Source organism: Pseudomonas baltica (assembly GCF_031880315.1).
Classification (GTDB): domain Bacteria; phylum Pseudomonadota; class Gammaproteobacteria; order Pseudomonadales; family Pseudomonadaceae; genus Aquipseudomonas.
Window position 1 is genome coordinate 819,954 of record NZ_CP134771.1, and the last position, 14,784, is coordinate 834,737.

Annotated in this window: 13 protein-coding genes and 1 pseudogene; 3 read left to right on the forward strand and 11 right to left on the reverse strand. The window is 60.9% G+C overall.

The features are described from left to right. Positions 1–65: 65 nt before the first annotated feature. The 7 genes from REH34_RS03610 to REH34_RS03640 all read right to left on the reverse strand — a co-directional run bounded on the left by REH34_RS03610 (position 66) and on the right by REH34_RS03640 (position 7,914). Positions 66–1,124, reverse strand: a complete 1,059-nt coding sequence (locus REH34_RS03610; RefSeq protein WP_311970794.1) for an oligopeptide/dipeptide ABC transporter ATP-binding protein — start codon at positions 1,122–1,124, stop codon at positions 66–68. Next, positions 1,121–2,161 carry an ABC transporter ATP-binding protein gene (locus tag REH34_RS03615; protein ID WP_311970795.1) on the reverse strand — a complete coding sequence of 347 codons (1,041 nt, stop codon included), beginning with the start codon at positions 2,159–2,161 and terminating at the stop codon, positions 1,121–1,123. Before REH34_RS03615 ends, REH34_RS03610 begins: the two co-directional genes overlap by 4 nt. Beyond that, positions 2,158–3,042 (reverse strand): ABC transporter permease, encoded by an 885-nt coding sequence (locus REH34_RS03620; protein ID WP_226504877.1) that lies wholly within the window; start codon positions 3,040–3,042, stop codon positions 2,158–2,160. The genes REH34_RS03615 and REH34_RS03620 overlap by 4 nt, the downstream gene beginning before the upstream one ends. A gap of 25 nt (positions 3,043–3,067) precedes the next feature. Continuing rightward, the gene (locus REH34_RS03625) at positions 3,068–4,018 is read right to left on the reverse strand and encodes an ABC transporter permease (protein WP_311970796.1); all 951 of its coding nucleotides are present in this window, start codon (positions 4,016–4,018) and stop codon (positions 3,068–3,070) included. A 60-nt stretch (positions 4,019–4,078) separates the two neighbouring features. Beyond that, positions 4,079–5,755, reverse strand: coding sequence for a peptide ABC transporter substrate-binding protein (locus REH34_RS03630; RefSeq protein ID WP_311970797.1), 1,677 nt, complete (start codon positions 5,753–5,755; stop codon positions 4,079–4,081). 126 nt (positions 5,756–5,881) lie between these two features. Beyond that, positions 5,882–7,216 carry an FAD-binding oxidoreductase gene (locus REH34_RS03635; protein WP_311970798.1) on the reverse strand — a complete coding sequence of 445 codons (1,335 nt, stop codon included), beginning with the start codon at positions 7,214–7,216 and terminating at the stop codon, positions 5,882–5,884. After that, a complete protein-coding gene (locus REH34_RS03640) occupies positions 7,216–7,914 on the reverse strand; it encodes an SDR family NAD(P)-dependent oxidoreductase (protein ID WP_311970799.1) in 699 nt (232 codons plus the stop codon). The genes REH34_RS03635 and REH34_RS03640 overlap by 1 nt, the downstream gene beginning before the upstream one ends. 165 nt (positions 7,915–8,079) lie before the next feature. On the opposite strand from REH34_RS03640, the gene REH34_RS03645 reads away from it, so the two are divergent. Continuing rightward, positions 8,080–8,961: an IclR family transcriptional regulator gene (locus REH34_RS03645; protein WP_311970801.1), complete on the forward strand. Its 882-nt coding sequence runs from the start codon at positions 8,080–8,082 to the stop codon at positions 8,959–8,961. Here REH34_RS03645 and REH34_RS03650 read toward each other — a convergent pair. After that, complete coding sequence (locus REH34_RS03650; RefSeq protein WP_311970802.1) at positions 8,910–10,211, reverse strand: FAD-binding oxidoreductase; 1,302 nt, start codon at positions 10,209–10,211, stop codon at positions 8,910–8,912. The genes REH34_RS03645 and REH34_RS03650 overlap by 52 nt on opposite strands. A 211-nt stretch (positions 10,212–10,422) precedes the next feature. Here REH34_RS03650 and REH34_RS03655 point away from each other — a divergent pair, with 211 nt between their 5' ends. After that, positions 10,423–11,526 (forward strand): Gfo/Idh/MocA family oxidoreductase, encoded by a 1,104-nt coding sequence (locus REH34_RS03655; protein ID WP_311970803.1) that lies wholly within the window; start codon positions 10,423–10,425, stop codon positions 11,524–11,526. A gap of 49 nt (positions 11,527–11,575) precedes the next feature. On the opposite strand, the gene REH34_RS03660 is transcribed toward REH34_RS03655, so the two are convergent. Further along, on the reverse strand, positions 11,576–12,457 hold the full coding sequence (locus tag REH34_RS03660) for a manganese catalase family protein (protein WP_226504885.1): 882 nt from the start codon (positions 12,455–12,457) through the stop codon (positions 11,576–11,578). Between the two features lie 315 nt (positions 12,458–12,772). Here REH34_RS03660 and REH34_RS03665 point away from each other — a divergent pair. After that, positions 12,773–13,069, forward strand: a pseudogene (locus tag REH34_RS03665) (short-chain dehydrogenase); the annotation flags it as partial. A 185-nt stretch (positions 13,070–13,254) separates the two neighbouring features. On the opposite strand, the gene cobF reads toward REH34_RS03665, so the two are convergent. Then, positions 13,255–14,010, reverse strand: coding sequence for a precorrin-6A synthase (deacetylating) (gene cobF, locus REH34_RS03670; RefSeq protein ID WP_311970804.1), 756 nt, complete (start codon positions 14,008–14,010; stop codon positions 13,255–13,257). Positions 14,011–14,047: 37 nt separating this feature from the next. After that, on the reverse strand, positions 14,048–14,485 hold the full coding sequence (locus REH34_RS03675; protein ID WP_311970805.1) for a hypothetical protein: 438 nt from the start codon (positions 14,483–14,485) through the stop codon (positions 14,048–14,050). Positions 14,486–14,784: the final 299 nt, after the last annotated feature.

Below are 14,784 nucleotides of genomic sequence, written 5' to 3' on the forward strand. Positions count from 1 at the left end.
AAGTCGAGGGGGTGTCAGGGATGTCTTCAGCTTCAATAAACACCCTGTATCGAACGCCGAGAACCTCATACCGCACTCTCCCGGCGCGGGGGTTCACAGAGCGTCTCGCGTTGTTCATGCAGGGGCGAGATCAGCGACAGATCATCACGGATGCAGGCCGTGGCGTGCTCGGGGCCGATCAGGCGCAGCGCCGGTCGCGCCTGACTGCACGCGGGCAGCACATAAGGGCAGCGGGTGTGAAAGGCGCATCCGGAGGGCGGTGAAATCGGGCTGGGAATATCGCCCTGCAAAACGATGCGCTGGCGCCGCTGCCCTGGGTTCGGCATGGGGATCGCCGACATCAGCGCCTCGGTATAGGGATGACGCGGGTGGCTGAACAGCTCGCGGGTGGGTGCCACTTCAACGATGCGGCCCAGGTACATCACCGCCACGCGGTCGGCGATATGCCCGACCACGGCCAGGTCATGGGTGACGAACAGCATCGTCAGGTTCATTTGCTGGCGGATGCGCGAAAACAGATTGAGCACCTGCGCCTGCACCGACACGTCGAGCGCCGACACGGGCTCATCGGCCATGATGAATTCGGGCTCGAGGGTCAAGGCGCGGGCGATGCCGATGCGCTGGCGCTGGCCACCGGAAAACTCGTGGGGATAGCGGTCCAGGTACTGCGCCGGCAAGCCCACGGTGTGCAGCGCCTCTTCGGCCTTGTGGCGGCGTCCCTGGGCGTCCAGGTCCTTGGCGTGAAAACGCAGCGGCATGGCGAGAATCTCGCCAATGGTCATGCGCGGGTTCAGCGAGCCATAAGGGTCCTGGAAGACCATCTGCATGCGCTTGCGATAGGGTTTCAGCAAACGGTCGTTGAAGGGCGTGATTTCGGTATTGTCGAAGACCACATGCCCATCCGTCGGTGGATCGAGCATCATCAGGCTGCGCCCCAGGGTGCTTTTGCCCGAGCCGCTCTCGCCGACCAGCCCCAGCACCTCACCTCGGGCGATGGACAGGTCGACGCCATCCACGGCGCGCACCAGATTGTCATCGCGCCCACGGCTGTTGACGAACAGTTTCTTGCGCACCGGGAAGTACTTTTTCAGGCCAATGGCCTCGATCAAGGGCGGCTGTTTCATCTAACGCCTCCTTGGGCGAACTCGATACCGGCAGGCAACTCCTGCCAGCGTACACACCGCAGTTGGTGACCCTGCTCTACCTCCTCGAACACCGGCGCCTGGGTATCGCAACGTCCGGCGATGCTGAAAGCGCACCGTGGATGGAACGCACACCCGCTGGGCGGCGCCGACGGGTCGGGGACAAAGCCCGGGATCGTCCCCAGCTCACCCTGCCCCAGCCCGGCGTGTTCGAAGCGCGGTACGGCGGCCAGCAAGCCTCGGGTATAGGGCATGCGCGGCGATGCGAGCACCTGAGTGACACTGCCCTGCTCGACGATACGCCCGGCATACATGACCATCACGCGGTCGGCGATTTCCGCCACCACCCCGAAATTGTGGGTGATGAACAAGATCGCCATGCCATTCTTTTTTTGCAGCGTGCGCAACAGATCGAGGATCTGCGCTTGCACCGTGACGTCCAGCGCCGTGGTCGGCTCGTCGGCGATCAGCACGTCGGGCTCCATGGCCAGGGCAATGGCGATCATCACCCGCTGGCGCATGCCGCCGGACAGTTCATGGGGGAAGCTCTCCATGCGCCGCGCAGGCTCCGAGATCCCCACCTGCTCCAGCAAGGCCAGCGCTCGGGCTCGCGCCTGGGCCTTGTCCAGGTGCTCGTGAAAACGAATGGCCTCGGCGATCTGATCGCCGATCCTGTGCACCGGGTTCAGGGAGGTCAACGGCTCCTGAAAGATCATCGCCACTCGGTTGCCGCGCACATGGCGCATCTGCTGTTCGCTCATCGCCACCAGATCGATCGGGTGGCCGTTGCTGTCAGCCACCACGGCGCTGCCTTCGATGCGCGTCCTGGGCGCTGCCGCCAGCAGTTTCATCATCGCCAGGCTGGTCACGCTCTTGCCCGAACCGCTCTCGCCGACCAGAGCCAAGGTCTCGCCGGCGCGGATGCTGAAGTTGATATCGTGCACCACCGGCACATAACCGCTGCCTCGGCGAAAGGCAACGCTGAGATGGCTGACGACGATCTTTTCGTCTGCGTTCATTTCAGGTCGCTCCTGCCGTCCAGCGCATCGCGCAGGCCGTCACCGATAAAGTTGAAGCTGGTCACCGCCAGGGTGATCGCCAGGCCGGGAATGATCGCCAGCCACGGCGCTTTGCCCAGGTACTGTTGCGCGGCGTTGAGCATGTTGCCCCAGCTCGGCAGCGGCGGCTGAATACCGTAGCCGAGAAAGCTGATGTAGGCCTCCAGCAGAATCGCGTTGGCGATGGTCAGGGTCGCCGCGACGATGATGGGGCCGATGGCGTTCGGTACCAGTTCACGAAACATGATCCACCGATTGCTGGCCCCCACCATGCGCGCCGCCAGGGTGAAATCACGCTCGCGCAACGAACGAATCTCGGCCTCGACGATGCGCGAGATTTCCATCCAGCTGGTCACCGCGATGATCAGGGTGATCATCAACGGGCTGGGCTTGATGAAGGCGGCCAGCACCAGCACCAGAAACACGCTGGGAAACGACAGAAAGGCATCGACGAAACGCATCAACGTCGCGCCGATCCAGCCTCGATAGTAGCCGGCGACCACGCCGATCAGGGTGCCGATCACGGTGCTGATCAGCATTGCGAAAAACCCCACGGTCAGGGAGATCCGCCCGGCGTTGAGCAAGCGCGCCGCCGTATCGCGACCCAGCGCGTCGGTGCCCAGATAATGGCTGCCCGTCAGCGGCGGCGAGAAGCGGTTGCGGATGTCGATGGACAGGTCGTTGTAGTGCAAAAGAGCGGGCCCGAATACGCAGGCGAGCACCAGCAGGGTGATCATCACCACGCCCAGCACCGCCAGTTTATGGCGCATGAAACGCGCCAGCGTCGGGTTGCTCAGCCAGCTCAGGCGTGCAGACGAGCGCAGATACGTGGCAGTGGTCATGTGCAGTGCTCCCTTAACCTTAACCTTAACCGAGTCGGACGCGGGGATCGGCGACACCCACCAGCAGATCGGCAAGCAGGTTGCCGAGCAGCACGAGGATGGCCGAAAACATCAGAATGCCCATGATCACCGGGTAATCGCTGTAGCCCAGGCTGTCGAGAAACAGACGGCCCATGCCCGGCCAGGTGAACACCGTTTCAGTCACCAGCGCCCCGCCCAGAATGGTCGGGATCTGCAACCCGGCAAGGGTGATCATCGGCAGCAGCGCGTTGCGGATCACGTGATGGGTGAGGACCCGCCGGTACGGCAAGCCTTTGGCCCGCGCGGTACGCACGAAGTCCTGATCGATGACGTCCAGGGTGGCCGAGCGCATGTAGCGGCTCCAGATCGCAACGTTGACCAGCGCCAGGACGGCCACGGGCAAAATCAGATGGATTGCGTAGTCGCCCACCGACTGGTCGCCGATGGTGTACATGTTGCCCGCCGGCAACCAGCCCAGGTGCAATGAAAACAAAAAGATCGCCACCAGCCCGAACCAGAACGTCGGAATCGACAACGCCACCATCGCCCCCACCGTGGCCAGCGTGTCGAATACCGAATAGCGCCGCACCGCACCAAGCACTCCGACCCAGGTGCCGACGATGACCGAAAACACCGTGGCCGTGCCCATCAACAGCAGCGTGGCCGGCAGATGACCGGCGATCACGCTGAGCACCGGCCTGCCATCGCGAAACGAGTGGCCCCAGTCGCCGATGAACAGGCGCGAGAACCACTCGACGTACTGCACCATCAGCGGCCGATCGAGGCCCATCTGCGCGGCGATACGATCAAGTTCGGCCTGGCTCATGCCAGGGTTGAGGGCGAACTGCGACATCGGTCCGCCGGGTGCCAGGTTGAGCACCACAAAGCCGATCAGTGATACCAGCACCAGTACGATTGCGCTCTGGCCCAGGCGGTTGAGGATGTATCGAGGCATGGCGTGTTCCTTCTGAAAGCAGAACCACACCCAGCGAACGTGCCGGGCGCTGAGGGGCAATCAGGTCCAGGACCAGGTGTTCACGTTCCACGGTTCGATGCGCAGGTTGATGTTGCCGGCAAAGCCTTTGAGCTTCGATTTGTAGCCACGCACATAGGTGTACTGGAACAGCGGCAGGATCGGCAGGTCTGCACGGATGATGTCCTGCACCTGCACGTACACTGCCTTGCGCTGCGCCACGTCCTGCAAGGACGCGCCTTGGGCGAGCAACTCATCGACCTTGGCGTTGCTGTACTGCGTGGTGTTCTGCCCGGCGCCGCCCTTGGCGCTGATCGAGGTCGAGCCGAAGTAATCGCGGGTATCCGGATCGGCGCCGGTGAGGAAATTGATGCCCACCACCACCGAGTCGAATTTGGACTGCATCCAGTAGTCACCCCACATGACCGCTGGCGGCAGGTTGGCAATCTTCATCTCGACGCCGATGGACAGCCACGTTTGCTGGATGAACTGCTGCGCCTGCTCGCGGATCTGGTTGCCGGCGGTGGTCGAGTTGGTAAAGGACAGGCGCACCCCGGCCTTCTCCCGAATACCCCCGGCGCCGGGCTTCCAGCCAGCCTGGTCGAGGATCTTGTTGGCTTCGTCGATATTGAAACTCTGCTTGGGCAGGTTGGGGTTGTAGTACGCCGATTGCTGCGGCATGTAGGTTTCGGTGGGCAGCACCAGGCCGTAGTAAAGCTCGTCGATGATGGTTTTCTTGTCGATGGCCAGGTACAGCGCCTTGCGCACCGCCGGGTCCTTGAACTGCGGGCGCTCCATGTTCAACGCCAGGGATTCGACCGTCGCCACCGGCAGAATCACTACATTGCGCTCGGCCAGGCCCTTGGCTTCTTCATAGTGATCCGGGGAGATGCCTTGCATGGCGGTGACGTCGATATCGCCCGTCTTGAATTGGGTATAGAGCACGGTCAGGTCAGGGATGTACTTGAAAATCACGCTGTCGATCTGCGCCACGGTGCCGTAGTAATCCGGGTTGGCCTTGAGCTGGATATGATCGCCGGCCACGCGGCTGGCCCATTTGAACGGCCCGGTGCCGATGGGCGCATTGTTGAAGGGCGCACTGTTGACGTCTGTGGCGGCCGACAGCACGTGTTTGGGCACCATGAACGTCCAGGACAGAATCGACGCGTAAGGAGCGTAGGATTTTTCCATGCGCCAGTGGATTTCTTCGGGCGAAACCACGGTGATATCGCGGACCAGATCATGCCCGGCGCGGCGCCCGCTGCGGAATGTCGGCGACACGATCAGCTCCAGGGTGTATTTCACGTCCTCGGCGGTAAAGGGCGTGCCATCGTGCCATTTGACGTCGTTGCGCAGCTTGACCTTCCACTGCAAGCCATCGGCCGAAATGCCGCCATTGGCCACGGTCGGGACTTCTACCGCCAGGGCCGGGACGAACTCGCCACTCGGGGAAATCCCGAACAGCGGATCGAACACATTCCAGTGAATGCCTTCGTCCACCTCGATGTGGGGCATGTGCGGGTTGAAGACAGTTGGCTCCTGCGACAGCCCGATGATCACTTGCCCGCTCGCCGTGGGTTGCATGGCCGCAAAGGACTGGCCAGAGCGCCCGAGCGGCAACATCGTGCCGGCGGCACCGATAATGGCCATCGCCAGCGCCTGGCGCCGCGTAGGGTTGAGCAGGCTGTGGCGGTTTTCCGAATCATCGCGCTGCGACATGCTGAAGCTCCTGTAAACAATGAAGGCAGGTGGCTTGCGCCTGAAGTCGTCGTAACCGATGAAACCTGGCTCGTTCTGGCGAGCTTCTAGGCTGCTGCGTGATGTATCTGGCGTAGGGTCGGGCCTCTAGAATCCGGAAATGGGCATAGGGGTCGAACCATCGCTGAAGCGCGACAAGCTGAACGCCTTGGTGTCGACGATAGGCGTCTCGCCCGTCACCAGATTGGCCATCAGGCGCCCCGCCGCCGGCCCGATGCCGAAGCCGTGACCGGAGAACCCCGTGGCGATGAAAAATCCCGGCACCGCATCCACCGCCGAGATGACCGGCACCGCATCGGGGGTGACGTCGATCATGCCGCCCCAGCGCTGGGCAATGCGCACGTTGTTGAAGATCGGGAATGCCTTGGCCAGGTTTGCCAGCGCGCGGTTCGATTGGCGGATGGAAGGCACCGGATCGAGCACCCGGCGGTATTCGAACGGACTCGCTTCATCCAATGCCCAGTGCCGTGGCAGTAGCGCTTCCTGGAAAAAACGCTGGCCCAGGCGCAGCGACAATGACGCATGTTCGTGCTTGAACGCCGGCCAGAACTGCCGTGCGTAGCGAAACGAATCCGGCACGATGTCGGCGATGTTTTCATGGCCCGAGGCAACGGTATAGCCGCCGTCCTGACGCTTGCGAATGGCGAATTCGCTGGTCCAGATGGCCGATTCCGGGCCGCCCTCCATGGGCGTGGTGCGGATCACTGAATTGAGCACCTTCAACTGCGGCAAATGCACGCTTAGCGGCGAGCAGAACAGACTGGACCACGCACCGCCTGCCAATACGACCGACGAACAGGCAATCGTTCCACGCTCGGTGATGACCCCACTGACACGCCCGGCAGAGCGCTCGATCCCCCTCACCGCACATTCGGTGAAGATGGACGCGCCCTTGGCCCGCGCAGCTTCGGCAATCGCCGGGGCCGCCTGTTGCGGCTCGGCGCGGCCGTCATCCGGGGTATACAGCGCGCCCTTGACCTGCAAGCGGTTGACCTCTGGCAACAGGCGGTTGAGCTCGGCACCAGACACCATCTGCGCACTGACGGGGTAGTCCTCCAGATTGCGCTTCCAGCGTTCGTGCTCGGCGTAGCTCTGGTCGTCGGCGCAAGTAAACAGAATGCCGGCGCGGGTGTAGCCAACATCCTTGCCAATGCGCGCCGCCAGGCCATCCCACAGTTGCAGCGCGTGGGCCATCAACGGCAGCTCGCGAGGATCGCGGCGGGATATGCGCACCCAGCCCCAGTTGCGGCTCGATTGCTCATGGCCGACGCCGCCTTTTTCGCACAGCGCCACGCGCAAGCCGCGCTCGGCCAGCTCCAATGCCGTCGACGCCCCGATGATGCCGGCGCCGATCACCACCGCATCGACGCGGTCAGGCAGTTGTTCATCACCCTGCACGGGTACTACGCGAGGTCCAGGCATCAGTAGCTGTCATCCAGTTGGCAATTGATATTCAACTCCGCGACGCTCGCTTCGTTGGGCAGGTCGAGCAAGGTATTGATCAGCAGCGCCAGGTCCGCGGGGGCAGTCATTTGCGCGTCCTCGCGGGTGCTCAGGCGGCGGGCCATGTCGGTGGCGACGAAACCCGGACAGATCGCCGTGGCCCGGATACCCAGCTCCCAGCCACTGTGGCGCAGGCCGTGAGCCAGGCCCAGCGCGGCGAACTTGCTGACCGAATACAGGCTCGAGCCGGCTGACTTGACCCGTTTGCCAGACAGCGACGCCATGATGATCACCCTCCCCCTGCCGCTCACGCTCAACGCCTGCCAGGCAGCGGCGGCCAGTCGGCGTGGTGCCTTGACGTTGACCTCCAGCAGCGCGTCCATGTCGGCCTCGTCGGCTTCGACAACGGTTTTCGCGATCATCAGGCCCGCGTTGGCCACCACTGCATCGATGCGCCCGAAACGCTCCAGCGCCGCGCTGACCCACCGCGCTTCGCCCGCTGCATCGGTAGCATCGTAGGGCACTACCTGCACCGTATCGGTGGCATGCCAGGCCGCCGATGTGGGCGTACGCATGCCCAGCGACACGCACCAACCGCTGCTCACCAACTGCCTGGCAATCGCTTCGCCAATCCCGCGATTGGCACCGGAAATCAACGCGACGCGTTGTTGCTGCATGGATGCTCTCCTTCAAAACAGCCCTTCAATATTCGCAAGGCCTGAAAATTGCAACGCAATGATCGACCAGAACCTGGCGATCATCATTTGTGTACTGATGCTCAGCCTAGGTCAGCCCAGGCTGATCATGGGCCGGCAATCGTCTGTTTCCCACGAGAGGCGAACATGCCCCAAAACGATCCGATTGCGCCACGCGTGCAACGCTGCAGTACCCAAGGCACGCAAACGCTGGACCGCTCCTTCGAAATTCTGCAGGCCATCGCCGCACGTGGCGAACAGGGCGCCAGCATCGAGGCGCTGAGCAGCGACACCCAATTGAGCCGAGCGACCTTGTACCGTCTGCTCAAAGCCATGAAGTCCTACGGGTTCGTGCGCCTGCCACGCCTGCGCGGCCCGTATTTTCTCGGCTACGAGCTGCTGACCCTCGGCGCCCAGGCGGGCAATACCGGCGGTTTGCGCGAGCACGCGCGCCCTGCCCTGATGCGGCTCTCGGAGGCGTTTCAGGACAGTTTTTTTCTGTTCGTGCAGGACGGCTACTACGCCCTGTGCCTGGAAATCCAGGAGGGCCACAACCCTACCAAAAGCTTCGCCCATTACGTCGGCTCCAAGGTGCTGAGCGGCGTCGGCCAGGGCTCGCTGGCCTTGCTGAGCGACCTGCCCAACGCCAAGCGCAACGAGATCCTCACCCACAACGCGCCGCGACTGTTGCGCGAGTACGGCATCGCTGCGGCGCAGGTACGCGAGGCGGTCACTCAAGTTCGCGCGCAGGGTTATACCTGTGGCCTGAGCGACAAGATCCTGCCGCTGTACACCGGTGTGGCGGTGCCGATTCGCGGCGCCGAGGGCGAACCGCTGGGAGCGCTGAGCAGTGCGTTGCCGACGTCGCGCCTGACCCATGCCTATCGGTCGCGGCTGGTCGAGGCGATGCAGCGCGAAGCCGAGAGTATCGCCCAGCGCCTGTGCCCTGCGGTCAGCGCCACGCCGCACCCGGTGGATCATCGGGCGAATCTGGCAAAACGAAACGCTGCGGGGTTGACCAGCGGTTGAGCACCGGTGATCAGGTCCGCCATCAAGTGCCCGGCGCCTGGCCCGATCCCGAAGCCATGCCCCGAAAACCCGGTCGCCAGATAAAACCCAGGCACAGACTGCACCTCATCCATCACTGGGAGGATGTCCGGCGTGACGTCGATCAAACCCGCCCAGCGCTGCTCGATGCGCGCTTGGGCAAACAGCGGAAACTGCTGAGCGAGCGACCTCAATGCCTCGTCAAGAAAGGCGTCAACCGGTCTTGGGTCATAGAGGCGCTGTTTCTCGAATGGCGTCGGCTGATCGTTGGCCCAGCGACCAGGCGTGTTGATTTCTTGCCAACTCTGGCCCGTCACCCGCAACCGGTACTCCTGATGATGGGCCCTGACCATCGGCAAGAAATCCGGCAGGTAGCGAAAACTGTCAGGCACCAAAGGCGCGATATTGGCGTTGCGCATCGCCAGGGTGTAGCCACCGTCGGCGCGTTTTCTGAACGACACCTTGTCGGTGGCCACCGCGCAATTCGGGCCGCCCGGTAGCGGCGCGGTGCGCATGACCGAGCCAAGCACGCGCAGTTGCGGCAGGCGAATACCCAGATTGCGGCAGAACAGGCTCGACCAGGCGCCTGCCGCGAGCACCACGCTCTTGCACTTTATCTCGCCCCGCTCAGTGATCACCGCGCTGACCCGTCCCGCCTCGGTTTCCAGGCCCCGAGCGGCGCAGCGCGTGAAGATTCGGGCACCCAGCGCGCGGGCGCCTTGGGCGATGGCCGCCGTGGCGACGTCGGGTTCGGCGCGGCCATCGGTCGCCGTATACAGCGCGCCTTGCCATGCCCCCGGGACTGCGGCCCCGAGGCAGACTTCGATCTGCGGTTTATCGAGCCACTGGGCGTCGATCCCCATGGGCTTGGCCTGCTCCAGCCACGCCTGCTTGGCTGCCATTTCAGCCTCGGACTCACAGGCGTAGAGAATGCCGGCGCGGGTAAAGCCGGTGTCGTGCTTGAGCTGATCGGCCCAGGTATCCCACAGCTTCAGACTGGCGATCGCCAAAGGGATTTCGGCAACGTCACGGCCCATGGTGCGCACCCAACCCCAATTGCGCGAGGACTGTTCGTGGGCAATGCCGCTCTTTTCCACCAACGCCACCGAGACGCCCCGCTGCGCCAGATAATAGGCGGTGCACACCCCGACGATGCCGCCACCGATCACCACCACGTCGGCATGGCTGGGCAGCTGATGATCGCTTTCGACGTGGGCGATTTGCGGGTACATGGACATTCCTGCGGCAGTCGTTACCCAAGGTTTACCCCGTGGGCCGAAGAGCGGCAAGCATTGGTGCAACGAACGGCGCCATGCTCTCACATGGTGGGATCAAGCGGTGCGCAGCGGGTGAGCTGGGTCAATCAAACGGAACTCATGATGTGCGCTGCGGCCAACTCTTGATAAGGCGATCAATCGATGGCCCATACAGGAGGTGGCTCAGATGCCCGATTCAAATGGCAAGATTCGTTACGCAGTCGTCGCCGGCGGCTTTATCTCGCAAGACGCTTTCATGCCCGGCGTGGGACAGACGCAAAACTCGGTCATGACGGCGCTGGTGACGGGCGACCCGGTCAAGGCTGATAAATTGGCCAGCCTATACGGCCTCAAAAGCTACAGTTACGAACAATACCCAACGTTGCTCGCCTCTGGGGAGATCGACGCGGTCTACGTCGCGACGCCTAACTTCGATCACCGCAAATTCGTGCTGGCGGCGCTGGAGGCAGGTATCCATGTACTGCTGGAAAAACCCATGGCCAGCAGCGAGGAGGATTGCCTGGCGATGCTGCGCGCTTCTGAAAACAGCGCGGCGAAGTTAATGATTGCCTACCGCCTGCACTGCGAGCCCGGCACGGTGGAAATGATCGAGCGCGTGCGCGCTGGCGATTTCGGCGACCCCCGAGTGTTCACCGCTACGTTCACTCAAAAGGTCCCGGCGACCAACCATCGGATGAAGCATGGCTTCGCCGCGGGCCCGGTGCTGGACATGGCGCCCTACCCTTTGAACATGCTGCGCCAGTTGTTCGCCGACGAGCCCATCGAGGTCAGCGCCATGGGCATCACTTCCCCCGGCAGTCCGCTCGACTCACCGGATACGGTGACTGTTTCGCTGCGCTTTCCTGAGGAACGCCTCGCGCAGTTCACCGTCAGCTACAGCCTGCCGAGCAGCGAAAGGTTTCAATTGATCGGCACCAAAGGCGAGATAGAGGCGGCGCCCTGCTTCGGCTATGGCGAAGGCGTCAGCATCACCTACCGCGCGACCATAGACGGCGAAACCAAGGAGCATGCTCATCCTGTGGTCGATCAGTTTGCCGGCGAGACCGCGTATTTTTCTGACTGTATCTTGAATGATCTGACACCCGAAGCGGGTGCTGAAGAAGGATGGCGAGACGTGCGTATCCTGGCGGCTGTCGAGCGCGCTTTGACGACCGGAGAAACTCAAACCCTGGAGCCTCTTCCACGTAAACGGCTGCCGAGCAAGGATCAGGTCCGGCAACTGCCATTTGCCAAGGGCCCGGCGTTGATCAATGCTCAGAAGCCTAACTGATTCCAGCAGAAGGGTTCCCGCGACCTGAAAAACGGTCGCGGGACATTACTCAGGCATCTTTGCCCTGCATAAAGCCAGAGCCCAGATCAGCGCCAGTGATTGGATTGCTCATCGGATCCGACATCGTCCGAGCCTTGAGCGCCTCCAATACGTCCAGATCAGCCGCTGGCAATGTCACGCTTGCCAGACCGTCTCCACCATCGACGGCAGGTGCCGGACTTTCGACATACTCCCACGCCTCCCCTTCATTCCATGGCCCACGAACATTGGGTTCGCCGGACATGTTGAAGTACTTGTTGGTGAACTCGGGCATGCCGGGCAGCTTGCCCTGGGGGAAGTTCGGCTGGATGGCATGCAGCGCTTTCTCGAAAGACAGCTGGTGAGCAATCTCGCGAGTCATCAGAAAGCCCAACGCCTCTTTCACACCGGGATCGTCCACAACGTTCATGAGGCGTTCGTAGACAATCTTGGCGCGCGCCTCTGCTGCGATATTCGAGCGGAAATCAGCGGTAGGCTCGCCGATGGTATCGATATAGGCCGACGTCCATGGTACCCCTGCCGAGTTGACCAACGGCGCACCCGCACCGTAGAGCAGGCTGGTGATGTGTGAATCATTGCCCGCGCCGTTGATAGCCCGGTACAGCTCACCTTCCTCTTCGACAGCCTCAGCCAACTGACCCTTCGCGCCCTTGTTCAGCATGACGATGATCGAGCCGACGATCTCAAGATGACTGAGCTCTTCGGTGGCGATATCCATCAGCAGATCTTTACGACCAGGATCATCCTCGGCCAACGCTTGGGTGAAATACCGCCCCGCTGCGGCCAGTTCGCCCTGTGCGCCACCGAACTGCTCCAGTAGCAGGTTGGCCAGGCCAGGATTGGGTGCAGCTACACGAACGGTGTATTGCAGACGCTTGTTGTGCAAGAACATGGTTATTTCCTCAGGCTCACTCTTCTCATGGGCACCGCTTCGCTCGATAAAGCGTGAGGAAATACAGCAGTGCGGTCATGAATTAGGAGCTATAGCTCTAATCAGACGATCCATAAGAATTTGACTCCGCAGACGGGAGGTATGAGGCAATTCGTTCAATGAATAATGCTATGGGGTCGATAATAACTATCTATACATTCAGAGGGCTTTCAGGCCACGTGCGAGCGCAACCCGCGTTGCCACTCGGCCAGTCGGATGGAACGTAATACCAGGCACCCTCCTCTACCGATTCAATAGCCAGAGGAGGCAATCACGATGATCGATTCAGCAACCGGTATGAAGCCAGGCGAACGCTATGCGGTAGAAAGCCTGGAACGCGCACATCAGTTCCAGGGCTTTTTTCTGGATGGCAAATATTATCTGGACTCTGAACTCCTGACCGCCGTCGGCTGGCTGGAAGGTCAGCAGTTTCTCTACGACGATCTCGACGCAGCGGGTAGCCCCGTATTTCCCGATGGGGTGGCCGGTGTCGTCGAGGATTTGACCTTGAAGATGGCCGACGGCGTTTTGCTACCGCTGACCAAAATACATGTCACCGTCCCGAACGAAGCCGCCAATGAGGATGGCCAGGAACAGTCCTCGCCACCGAGCCCTCCATCCACCGCAAACAGCAGGTGGAGTGACGCGAAACCGGGGCAACGCCTGTTGGTACTGACAGCGGCGGCGGTAATGGGCGGCTATGTGGCGGCACTGCTGGGCTCAAAGACTCGCTGATTCTGATGTACCTGCAAGCGCCGTCAGCGACGTTTTAGCAAGTAAGTGTCCATGATCCAGCCATTGGCTTCACGGGCAGCCTCGCGAGCCCGCTCTATCTGTGCAGCGACTTCCTTGAGCTTGCCGCTGACAAGGATTTCATCAGGGGTGCCGAGATAGGCGCCCCAGTAGATATCGATGTCTTGATCGATCAGCGTCGTGAACGTGTTCTCGGCATCGAGCATCACCACCACGCTGTCGACGTTCTCGGGAAAGCCGTTGGCCAGACGCCGGCCGGTGGTGATCTCGACGGAGCGGCCGATGTGATTGAGCGCGACTTTGTGTTGCGCGGTCAGTGCTTGAACGCTGGTGATACCAGGGATGACCCGGTATTCGAGCGCATGTCGGCCGGTCTGGATAATGGCATCGAGGATACGCAGAGTGCTGTCGTACAGCGACGGATCACCCCAGACGAGAAACGCGCCGCACTGGCCTTCCTCCAGTTCTTCGGCAATCAAGCGCTCGAAGATTATTTGTTTGTCCGTGTTCAAGCGATCGACGGCCTGCAGGTAATCGCCTTCGGTGCGCTCGCGCTCCGGGGTCAACGATTCGACGATTCGATAATGGTGGGCTTCGATGTAGCGTTCGCAGATTTCCCTGCGTAGGTGATTGAGTTTTTCCTTGGTCTGGCCCTTGTCCATGAAGAAGAACACATCGACCTGATTAAGGGCTTTGATTGCCTGGACGGTGATGTACTCAGGGTTTCCTGCACCGATACCGATGATGAGGATGGTTTTCATAAGGGGCCTCTGGGGTGTATCGCCTTGCGGCGCTGACCTAACCAACCGAGAACGATGAAAAATAAAACGATAACTTTCTATCTTCAAGGTCATTAAATTGATAACGCATCTGGTCAAAGCCCGAATCTAGCTTATTAACCTTCATATGCATCAGCTGAGTTAATCCGCCGCCAAAATCACGGGACGTAACCTGACTAACATCAATGAATTTGATACGCACGACATCAGCCCCGATCTTCTCGGAGGCAGAAATCGATAGTGACAAATCATAACCCATCCCATCCACATCCAGCTCAATACTGATTGCATGTAAGCAATTGTGAGCAATAAGCAATTCATTCAACTCTGGAAGACTAATCACTGTTGACCCTCGTCTCTTTCCCATTGGAGCCATAGCCTGGACCATATTCATAGGTATGCGTGTGCGGGTCGGAATGATATTCCGCAGACTTAACTTGATTCCCATATCCGTCATTATTGTAATCCGTTCTTTTAACCTGCCCGCCATACTGCTCGTATTCGATCACGGATTCCTCCAGCTTCCCAGTCGCTGGGTTGCTCCCTATTTCAGCAGTCGTCTGAAACGGTCTCTTTCCGGTAAATACTCCGTCTGGAAACGTTCTTTCATTTCGCGTTACTACGCGTGCGTTAGCGAATATCGGAGCCATCTATGACGTTCAATATCTTCACAAGTGGCACTCTCCACCCTCCTGTTTTGAAAATCAAAATGAGTATTGAGACTTATTTCATCTGGAGTCCGCCATGCATATTCAC

Bases quoted from the DNA above. Each gene is read 5' to 3' on its own strand.
- REH34_RS03610 (WP_311970794.1), bottom strand. From the start codon at position 1,124: ATGAAACAGCCGCCCTTGATCGAGGCCATTGGCCTGAAAAAGTACTTC.
- REH34_RS03615 (WP_311970795.1), bottom strand. From the start codon at position 2,161: ATGAACGCAGACGAAAAGATCGTCGTCAGCCATCTCAGCGTTGCCTTT.
- REH34_RS03620 (WP_226504877.1), bottom strand. From the start codon at position 3,042: ATGACCACTGCCACGTATCTGCGCTCGTCTGCACGCCTGAGCTGGCTG.
- REH34_RS03625 (WP_311970796.1), bottom strand. From the start codon at position 4,018: ATGCCTCGATACATCCTCAACCGCCTGGGCCAGAGCGCAATCGTACTG.
- REH34_RS03630 (WP_311970797.1), bottom strand. From the start codon at position 5,755: ATGTCGCAGCGCGATGATTCGGAAAACCGCCACAGCCTGCTCAACCCT.
- REH34_RS03635 (WP_311970798.1), bottom strand. From the start codon at position 7,216: ATGCCTGGACCTCGCGTAGTACCCGTGCAGGGTGATGAACAACTGCCT.
- REH34_RS03640 (WP_311970799.1), bottom strand. From the start codon at position 7,914: ATGCAGCAACAACGCGTCGCGTTGATTTCCGGTGCCAATCGCGGGATT.
- REH34_RS03645 (WP_311970801.1), top strand. From the start codon at position 8,080: ATGCCCCAAAACGATCCGATTGCGCCACGCGTGCAACGCTGCAGTACC.
- REH34_RS03650 (WP_311970802.1), bottom strand. From the start codon at position 10,211: ATGTACCCGCAAATCGCCCACGTCGAAAGCGATCATCAGCTGCCCAGC.
- REH34_RS03655 (WP_311970803.1), top strand. From the start codon at position 10,423: ATGCCCGATTCAAATGGCAAGATTCGTTACGCAGTCGTCGCCGGCGGC.
- REH34_RS03660 (WP_226504885.1), bottom strand. From the start codon at position 12,457: ATGTTCTTGCACAACAAGCGTCTGCAATACACCGTTCGTGTAGCTGCA.
- cobF (WP_311970804.1), bottom strand. From the start codon at position 14,010: ATGAAAACCATCCTCATCATCGGTATCGGTGCAGGAAACCCTGAGTAC.
- REH34_RS03675 (WP_311970805.1), bottom strand. From the start codon at position 14,485: ATGACGGATATGGGAATCAAGTTAAGTCTGCGGAATATCATTCCGACC.